This window comes from Psychrobacillus sp. (genome assembly GCF_056205495.1).
Genome location: NZ_JBAEAP010000030.1, coordinates 1 through 8175 on the forward strand (window position 1 = coordinate 1; position 8175 = coordinate 8175).

The window sequence follows — 8175 nt, forward strand, 5'->3', positions numbered from 1 at the left end:
AATATTGGTACAGGTACTTCAATACATATTATGCATGATAACTCGCATGCTCGAATTGGTGGAACTGGAGTAGGTGGGGGAACACTTTTAGGATTGGGAACGGCATTAACAGGTTTAACAGATTATAAGGAAATGATTCAGTTATCTTTAAATGGAAATAGATCGTCAATAGATGTTTTAGTTAGTGACATTTATAAAGACAACAAATTACCATTAACTGGCTCGCTTACTGCAAGTAATTTTGGTGGTGTTTCCTTAAAAAACGAAGAAACTAGGACAAACGCAGATCTGATTGCAGGTATCCAGGGTATAATTGGTGAAGTTGTGGCAACATTATGTATACAAGCTGCAGATTCTCATGGTGTCGAGGACATAATTTATATAGGTTCTACACTAGAAGATAATATATTGCTTCAGGAAATTATGGAATCCTATACGATACTAAAAAAGAAAAATCCAATATTTTTAGAAAAACATGGGTATAGTGGAGCGATTGGTGCATTATTGGAAAACAATTAAAAAAGATTTTGGATAATTGTTGCATTATTAGGATAGGCGTGTTATATTTAAAGAGGATTATTTTTGTTCGGTTAGTTAGTAGGTGGCAACACTTTTACTTAACAGTGTTGAGCAAGGATAGTAACACAATGTATGCACAATTTGCATACGAGGAGGATACACACATGGAACAAGGTAAAGTAAAATGGTTTAACTCAGAAAAAGGATTCGGATTTATCGAACGCGAAGGCGGAGACGATGTATTCGTACATTTCTCAGCTATCCAAAGCGAAGGTTTCAAATCTCTTGACGAAGGTCAAGAAGTAACTTTTGAAATCGAGCAAGGCCAACGTGGTCTTCAAGCTACTAACGTAGTTAAAGCTTAATTTTAAACCTAAACTTTAACAGGCTCTCATTTCGAGGGTCTGTTTTTTTGTGTTATCATATATAGAAAGGTTCACATATTGATATGCAAGGGAGTAGTTTGGATGAAAAAGTGGAAGAAGGATATAATTATTAATGTGCCTATTGAATTTGCATGGCCTTATTTCTACGGGGACTTAGAGAAAAAGAAAGCAATTTTCCCTAAAATTATAGATGAAGAAGTTTTAAAGGAAACACATGAAGTGGAAGGTACAATAATCCGACAAGCATATAAAAACGGATCGATAGACGAATCCTATGACCTTACCATAAAAAAGTTCATCAACGAACCAAATCATAAGCTCGTACAAGAAGCCTTTATTTTAAACAACATGTTCCGTATGAAGGTAGATTACGAATTAAATTCGGTGGATGAAAACCAAACAAGGTTTACTTATCGATCTGTTAACAGACCAAGAAACCCCTTGTTGAGTCTATTTCAACTCTTCGGTAAGGATGATGTTATTATACGATTCATGAATCGCACAAAAACGAATATTGAGGAAGCATATAACTCAAACGGAGTAGAACAAGACGTAATTGTAACACCCGGAGAGATTGAAGCGGCACCGGAAAAGTAAAAAGAAATGCTTTCATAGGAAAGACCAATAATAAAACACCTCCACTCAAATTTATTTGTTGGAGGTGTAGCTTGTTATGGTAAATTCTTTCGTACTGCTTCTCTTGCTAATGCATGGGCAGCTTTATTTTGGTCATCAGATATCCACTTTATAAAAAACATATCAAAGGTATCTGTTATAGCTAGTACTTTTTCTAATATGGCTGCAAACTCAGGGTTCTTAGCGTAGCGTTTTTCAACTGCCGCGAAAACTATTTGCGAATCAGTCCTAATAGAGACGATGGTAGGAGATAATTTCGCTACTTCTTCCAAACCACGTTGTAATGCGATAAATTCAGTAACGTGATTTGTTTGGTCTCCTATAAACTCACTAATTTTAATCTGGTGACCTTCTCCTTTGATAAAAATCCCTATTCCACTAGGTCCTGGATTGCCAGTAGTGGAGCCATCAATATATAATTCAATCATTATTAATCATCCTTTAAGGTAATGTAAGGTAATTTTTCGAATAAATATAATTGTACTGTTGAATATGTCATACGGCAAGGAGTAGAAAAAATGAAACATACACAAATTATAAATGAAATTGATCAGCTAATAGAAAATTATTGTGAAGGCTGTTTGGTGAAAAGTGAACTAAGAAAAGAAAAAGGCAAGACTAAAGCTCATCAGTTTTGTATTAAAGGCTGCACAGTTGGGGAAGAGATAAAAGAGGCAGGCAACAAATTATTTGGAAAATAAAAAAAGTCCCACGACCAGTTGCCGCGGGAAGAACTGTTTACTTCGATTTTATAACGTTTGCAGCCTGAGGTCCACGGTTTCCTTCAATGATCTCAAATGTTACTTCTTGACCTTCATCAAGTGATTTGAAACCTTCTCCTTGAATACCAGTAAAATGGACAAAAACATCTTCCCCATCATTGTACTCGATGAACCCATAACCCTTTTCGTTGTTAAACCATTTTACTTTCCCCTGTTGCATAACTGTTCCTCCCTTAATCCACAAAAAATTCTGTAAATGGATAAAATAAACTATACATGAAATAGATGCTACCGTCAATAAAATGTCGAATTATAGCTAAAATCTTATTAATTTTATGAGGTGAAAAAAGCTACAATATAAAATCTACTCCAACAAACTTAAGTATACCCAAATTATTGAAGAAATTCTCAATTTAAAATATGTAAAGTGATTAGGTCTTTAGGTAGGTAAATTTAAATTTCATAATAAATTTTAATCAATTATGAAAGGTAACTTAAAGAGGAATTTTGATATCTACTTTCCACAAGAGGGTAGCTTCTAATGACTTTCAACGGAAAAGACTGCACTATAGCGGTCTTTTTTTCTTTTTTTCGTTATAATGAATAGGATGACTCGTTTGAGGGAGGTATTTTAATATGAATGCTATTATCCTGTGTGAAAAGCTAGTCAAAGACATATACAACAAATTTGACGCCAGTCATGATTTTTTGCATATAGAAAGAGTGCGTAAAAATGCACTGACCATTGCTTCTGCGGAGATAGATATCGATTTAGAGATAATTGAATTAGCAGTACTATTACACGATGTAAGCGATCCGAAATATTCGAACGAAGGGAAATTTATGGAGGATTACATCATTGAGCAACTTGAACTTTCTGATGTATCAAAAGATAAAGTAAAAAAAATCATTCAATCTGTTTCCTTTAATGGAGGAAATGAGACAACCGCGGATACGATCGAGGCAAAGATTGTTAGAGACGCAGATCGGCTAGATGCCATTGGAGCCGTTGGAATAGCAAGAACGTTTGCATATGGTGGGGCAAAGGGAAGAAAATTATACGATGTAACCGAAACGCCGAGAGACAATATGTCCATCGAGGAATACCGTTCTAAACAAACAGCTTCCGTCACTCATTTCTATGAGAAGCTGTTGAAGCTGGCAGACGGAATGCAAACTAGAAAAGGCAAAGAGCTTGCTGCTGAAAGACATGCCTTCATGGAATTATTTCTAGAAAACTTAAGAAAAGAAACAGGGGAATCTATATGAGTCATTTAATCATTTCTAATCTTACAAAAACAGTAGGTGAGAAAACACTATTCGAAGACATTTCATTTACAATTAATAATCAAAATCGTGCAGGGTTAATCGGTATCAATGGTACAGGGAAATCCACTTTTTTATCGATTATTGCAGGACAGCTTGAGGCAGACTCTATTGATCGAGACCATCCGAACAAGTTTCGAATTGCCTACTTAGAACAGCAACCGGTATTTGAAAAAGAAGAAACGGTCCTTCAAACTGTATTTAGTGGAGACTCACCTATTCTGAAGATCAACAGAGAATATGAAGAAGCATTGCTCGCTTTAATGGCTAATTCCGATTCAACTGAATTACAAAATAGATTGATGGACTTACAGCAGAAAATGGATGAGCTACAAGCATGGGATGTAAATGCTTTAGCAAAAACAGCATTAACTAAGCTAGGGATTACGCAGTTTGAAGATTCAATTTTACATTTATCTGGTGGCCAACAAAAAAGAGTCGCGCTTGCCAAAGTGTTAATAGAGCCGGCTGATTTATTGCTATTAGATGAGCCTACTAACCATTTAGACAAAGAGTCAACAGATTGGCTGCAGGACATGTTGCAAAAAGTAGAAGGAGCCATTATCTTTGTTACACATGACCGTTACTTTTTAGACACAGTAGCCACTCATATTTATGAGCTTGCTGATAAAACGTTGTATACTCACACAGGGAATTATGCGGATTATCTGGAATCTAAAGCGATTCGTGAAGAGATGAACGCTGCATCTCAGCAAAAGCTACAAAATTTATATCGTAATGAGCTAAAATGGATTCGCAGAGGTGCAAAGGCTAGATCTACCAAGCAAAAGGCAAGAAAAGATCGTTTTGAAGAAATCGATGAAAAACTTGATCGTGATAATTCTACTCTCAATTTGGAGCTTGAGATGGCTACAACGCGCTTAGGGAAACAGGTATTGGAAGGTAAAAACATATCCAAACGCTTTGATACAAAAGTCATTGTAGAGGATTTTTCATTTATCTTACAGGCAGGAGACCGAATAGGCATAGTAGGCCCAAATGGGGTTGGAAAGAGTACCTTACTTAAAATGCTAGCAGGAGAGCTTCCAATGGATTCAGGAGAATTGGTCGTTGGCTCAACTGTAAAACAAATGCACTTCTCACAACAGCTTCCAAAACTAAATGAACAAACAAGAATGATTGAGTATGTACGTGAATCGTCAAACTTAATAGAAATAGGATCGGGAGAGAAATTTTCGGCAGCTCAAATGTTGGAACGGTTCTTATTTCCATTAAATACGCATGGTACTCAAATAGGTAAGCTTTCCGGAGGAGAGAAGAAACGTTTAGTTTTATTAAAAATGTTAATGGAGCAGCCAAACGTTCTATTTTTAGATGAGCCTACTAATGACCTGGATATTCAAACGTTATCGGTACTAGAAGACTTCATGGAATCCTTCCCAGGAGTAATTATTACCATTTCACATGATCGCTTCTTCCTAGATAGAATCGCAAAAAAACTATGGATTTTAAATGGTGAAGGAGTAGTTGGAGAATGGTTAGGGATTTATTCCGATTATTTAGATGACCTCAAAGAAGGATCTAAAAAAGTGGTGGACGTAAAGAAGGAAGAAGTCTCCGTAAAAAGTACAAAGGAAAAGAAGAAACTAACGTACAAAGAACAACGAGAATGGGAAGCGATTAGTGGCGAAATAGAGAAGACAGAGCAGTTAATAGAAGAGTTGGAGCAAAAACTTTCAACTACTGGCTCTGATTTTACACTATTACAGCAACTTACCGAACAATTAGACCAGGCAAATGCAACCTACGAGCAGCTGATTGAACGATGGTCTTATTTAGAAGAAATCGTTTCGTCCTGATTTTATATTATTGGAGGTATGAGATATGAAAATATTAACAATAGAACCAACGCCAAGTCCGAATACGATGAAGGTTGTCATTGACCAGGAGCTTCCTTTTGGGAAGAGTTATAACTATAAAAAAGATAATATAGAAGACGCACCAAAAGAAATACAACATATCTTTAATATCGAAGGCGTAAAAGGGGTATACCACGTTGCAGACTTTTTAGCGATTGAACGAATCGCAAAGTTTAGTTGGGAATCCATTTTAGCAGCCATTGAAAATGTATTTGGCGGTGAAAATGAAGCGGAAACAGAAGAAAAGCCTTTAGATCATTACGGTGAAGTATATGTCCATGTACAATCATTCAAGGGGATCCCGCTTCAGGTGAAAGTATTTGATAGTGAATCAGAGTCAAGATTTGGTTTATCTGCCCGCTTTACCAAGGCTTTGGATGAAGCAATGGAGGGTGATAAGGAAAATTATATTATGCTTCGTAAATGGGTTGACTATGGTGTGCGTTATGGGGACCAAAAAGAGATAGGCGAGCAGCTTGTAAAAGAATTAGAGGCAAGCTTTCCACAAAGCAAACTAGAGCAACTGATAGCTGATAAAGATAAAGCGGAGGAAGATAGAAAACCTATACGCGTTCCTTTTAGTATGGAACAATTCGAAGTAAGTGATTGGGAAACAAGGTTTCAATTACTGAACAATCTTATTAACCCAGAGGTTGAAGATATCCCAGTTCTAGCAAAAGCAATACAGGATGATCAGGTTTCTATTAGAAGGCTTGCTACTGTATATCTTGGTCTTATTGAAGATGAAAAAGTTATTCCGTACTTAGAAATTGCACTGAAAGATAAAAGTGCATCGGTTCGACGTACTGCAGGAGATGCAATGAGCGATTTAGGATTTGTACAATTTTCAAAAGCAATGGAAGACGCGCTGTTTGATAAAAACAAATTAGTTCGTTGGCGAGCAGCTATGTATTTCTATGAGGTGGGAGATATGGATGCATTACCAGCCTTAAGGAAAGCGATGGATGACAAGGAATATGAAGTTAAACTTCAAATCCGTATGGCGATTGCCCGTATTGCAGAAGGAGAAGAAGCGAAGGGCTCCGTTTGGAAGCAAATGAGCGAGGCAAGAAAATGAGTGAAAGTGAAGAGCATGGCGGATATCGCCGGCTCTTCTTTTTTTTAGTTAAGCTTTGTTAAAGTTATTGGTTGATTTAGATTAACAATTCTTTTTTATAGTGACTGTAAACATAAACAAAATGAACTTTCAAATGGCTATTAAGAACACATATAGATGATGAAATTGGGGTTGTTGACAGTTGTTCAGATTTGTTTAAGCGAGTAAATTTATTAGCGCTTTATCGATGCTAAAGCTGTTCCCGTTTATTGATTGGAGCGCCAGACGGCGACTCCTACGGAATGAGTGAGACAGACAAGCCATCACAACCACGCGCGTAAGCGATGGGTGATGGCTTATCGCTCACCCCGAGGAAAGCGTCCGGCTGGGGCGGAAATCAATTCTTCTCTCTGATTTATGATTTCTTTGCATCATATATCAACCCTCCCCTGTAACATATCCTTTAGTTAAAAAGATTGAAAATTGTAATAACGGCTGTTTTAAATGTTTAACAGACTAAAATGTGGGGAATTTTATTGTATATAGCAGTATTTAACGAACAGAATTCGAGACATTAAAAAAGTAAAATTTAATTGTAATGTTGTTGTGTAAATTCATGAAAATAGGTGAATAATATAAGTAGAACATAAAGTCGAAACGAGGGATCAAAATGAGTAAAGACCAAGTGAAGAAAAAAGAATACAAATATCGGGAAAATACCCAAATCACATACTATTTTACAACCATTTTTCTGATCGCCGGTACTCTTTTAACCTTGTATCTGCTGACTTTTAAAGTAGAAAATATCAGCATCTTCATTATTGTATTGTCTATTTTGGCTGGTGGCTTACCGGTAGGTTTTATCGGAGCGTTTATCGATTATAAAATGTCAGTATCAAAGGTGAAATATCGCACCAATTCATCCGTAAAAGAAAGCAGACCTGAGCATAATTAATGCATGGTCTGCTTTCTTTTTATATATAATATTATTCTGTAATCATCGGTTCTAAATAAAACCTTACTACAAAAGGCTTTCTATTTCAGGTTTTGCTGAATGCTTGGTACTTAAAAGATAATTTAATGTGTCAATATCAGATTTAGTCGAGAGGAAATAGCTTTGTTTATATGCTTCATTACCTTTTCCAGTAATAACTATCCAATCCCCTGGCTCCGCTATTTCCCAAGCGTATTTAATAGCCTCTGTTCTATCAGGGTATATCACACACTTTTCATGTGCCCCTAAATTCTCAAGCTCGTTTATCATTTGTTCCGCTGGTACTCCATTAAGGTCATCAAATGTTAGAATGCAACGGTCTGCATATTTTAATGACATTTCAATCATCCTTGCCCTTTTTTGTACATCTCGATTACCCCTAAAGCCAAAAACGTGATAAATCATCCGTGCGTTCTGTGACTTCACGGTGTCTAATATATAGTGAAATGCATTGGCAGTGTGCGCATAATCTACGACAGCGGTTGCACCATTCGCAAGAGGAAATAACTGATAACGACCTGGAATACCTTTGAAATTATTTAAAGTTAACTCAACACGCTTGGGATCTAAGCCGAAATGAACGCTTGTAACAAAGGCTGCAGCTGCATTATTAATATTGTGCTCGCCTTGCATTTGTGTTGTAAGAGAAAAAACA

At 36.5% G+C, this 8175-nt stretch carries 10 protein-coding genes and 1 pseudogene; 8 read left to right on the top strand and 3 right to left on the bottom strand.

Annotation, left to right across the window (positions count from 1 at the left end):
* From AC06OU_RS00835 to AC06OU_RS00845, 3 genes and pseudogenes are all read left to right on the top strand, one after another.
* Positions 1-519, top strand: a pseudogene (locus AC06OU_RS00835) (type II pantothenate kinase); the annotation flags it as partial.
* A gap of 164 nt (positions 520-683) precedes the next feature.
* On the top strand, positions 684-884 hold the full coding sequence (locus AC06OU_RS00840) for a cold-shock protein (protein WP_053589685.1): 201 nt from the start codon (positions 684-686) through the stop codon (positions 882-884).
* A gap of 102 nt (positions 885-986) precedes the next feature.
* A complete protein-coding gene (locus AC06OU_RS00845; RefSeq protein ID WP_475853453.1) occupies positions 987-1502 on the top strand; it encodes an SRPBCC family protein in 516 nt (171 codons plus the stop codon).
* Between the two features lie 74 nt (positions 1503-1576).
* On the opposite strand, the gene AC06OU_RS00850 is transcribed toward AC06OU_RS00845, so the two are convergent.
* Positions 1577-1969 (bottom strand): reverse transcriptase-like protein, encoded by a 393-nt coding sequence (locus tag AC06OU_RS00850; RefSeq protein WP_475853454.1) that lies wholly within the window; start codon positions 1967-1969, stop codon positions 1577-1579.
* Positions 1970-2059: 90 nt separating this feature from the next.
* On the opposite strand from AC06OU_RS00850, the gene AC06OU_RS00855 reads away from it, so the two are divergent.
* Positions 2060-2242 (top strand): zinc-finger domain-containing protein, encoded by a 183-nt coding sequence (locus tag AC06OU_RS00855; protein ID WP_298471681.1) that lies wholly within the window; start codon positions 2060-2062, stop codon positions 2240-2242.
* Between the two features lie 37 nt (positions 2243-2279).
* Here the strand turns inward: AC06OU_RS00855 and AC06OU_RS00860 are convergent, their stop codons facing one another.
* On the bottom strand, positions 2280-2483 hold the full coding sequence (locus tag AC06OU_RS00860; RefSeq protein WP_169360131.1) for a cold-shock protein: 204 nt from the start codon (positions 2481-2483) through the stop codon (positions 2280-2282).
* A 416-nt stretch (positions 2484-2899) separates the two neighbouring features.
* Between AC06OU_RS00860 and AC06OU_RS00865 the strand changes: the two genes are divergently transcribed.
* From AC06OU_RS00865 to AC06OU_RS00880, 4 genes are all read left to right on the top strand, one after another.
* Positions 2900-3532: an HD domain-containing protein gene (locus AC06OU_RS00865; protein WP_475853455.1), complete on the top strand. Its 633-nt coding sequence runs from the start codon at positions 2900-2902 to the stop codon at positions 3530-3532.
* Complete coding sequence (locus tag AC06OU_RS00870) at positions 3529-5409, top strand: ABC-F family ATP-binding cassette domain-containing protein (protein ID WP_475853456.1); 1881 nt, start codon at positions 3529-3531, stop codon at positions 5407-5409. The genes AC06OU_RS00865 and AC06OU_RS00870 overlap by 4 nt, the downstream gene beginning before the upstream one ends.
* A 25-nt stretch (positions 5410-5434) precedes the next feature.
* Positions 5435-6547 (top strand): conserved virulence factor C family protein, encoded by a 1113-nt coding sequence (locus AC06OU_RS00875; RefSeq protein WP_475853457.1) that lies wholly within the window; start codon positions 5435-5437, stop codon positions 6545-6547.
* Positions 6548-7196: 649 nt separating this feature from the next.
* Positions 7197-7481, top strand: coding sequence for a hypothetical protein (locus AC06OU_RS00880; protein ID WP_169360126.1), 285 nt, complete (start codon positions 7197-7199; stop codon positions 7479-7481).
* A gap of 66 nt (positions 7482-7547) precedes the next feature.
* Here AC06OU_RS00880 and AC06OU_RS00885 read toward each other — a convergent pair.
* Positions 7548-8175 (bottom strand): glutamate ligase domain-containing protein (locus AC06OU_RS00885; protein WP_475853458.1); only part of this gene is annotated, 628 nt, incomplete at its 5' end.

Excerpts from the sequence above, each read along its gene's own strand:
- AC06OU_RS00840 (WP_053589685.1), top strand. The coding sequence starts at position 684 with ATGGAACAAGGTAAAGTAAAATGGTTTAACTCAGAAAAAGGATTCGGA.
- AC06OU_RS00845 (WP_475853453.1), top strand. The coding sequence starts at position 987 with ATGAAAAAGTGGAAGAAGGATATAATTATTAATGTGCCTATTGAATTT.
- AC06OU_RS00850 (WP_475853454.1), bottom strand. The coding sequence starts at position 1,969 with ATGATTGAATTATATATTGATGGCTCCACTACTGGCAATCCAGGACCT.
- AC06OU_RS00855 (WP_298471681.1), top strand. The coding sequence starts at position 2,060 with ATGAAACATACACAAATTATAAATGAAATTGATCAGCTAATAGAAAAT.
- AC06OU_RS00860 (WP_169360131.1), bottom strand. The coding sequence starts at position 2,483 with ATGCAACAGGGGAAAGTAAAATGGTTTAACAACGAAAAGGGTTATGGG.
- AC06OU_RS00865 (WP_475853455.1), top strand. The coding sequence starts at position 2,900 with ATGAATGCTATTATCCTGTGTGAAAAGCTAGTCAAAGACATATACAAC.
- AC06OU_RS00870 (WP_475853456.1), top strand. The coding sequence starts at position 3,529 with ATGAGTCATTTAATCATTTCTAATCTTACAAAAACAGTAGGTGAGAAA.
- AC06OU_RS00875 (WP_475853457.1), top strand. The coding sequence starts at position 5,435 with ATGAAAATATTAACAATAGAACCAACGCCAAGTCCGAATACGATGAAG.
- AC06OU_RS00880 (WP_169360126.1), top strand. The coding sequence starts at position 7,197 with ATGAGTAAAGACCAAGTGAAGAAAAAAGAATACAAATATCGGGAAAAT.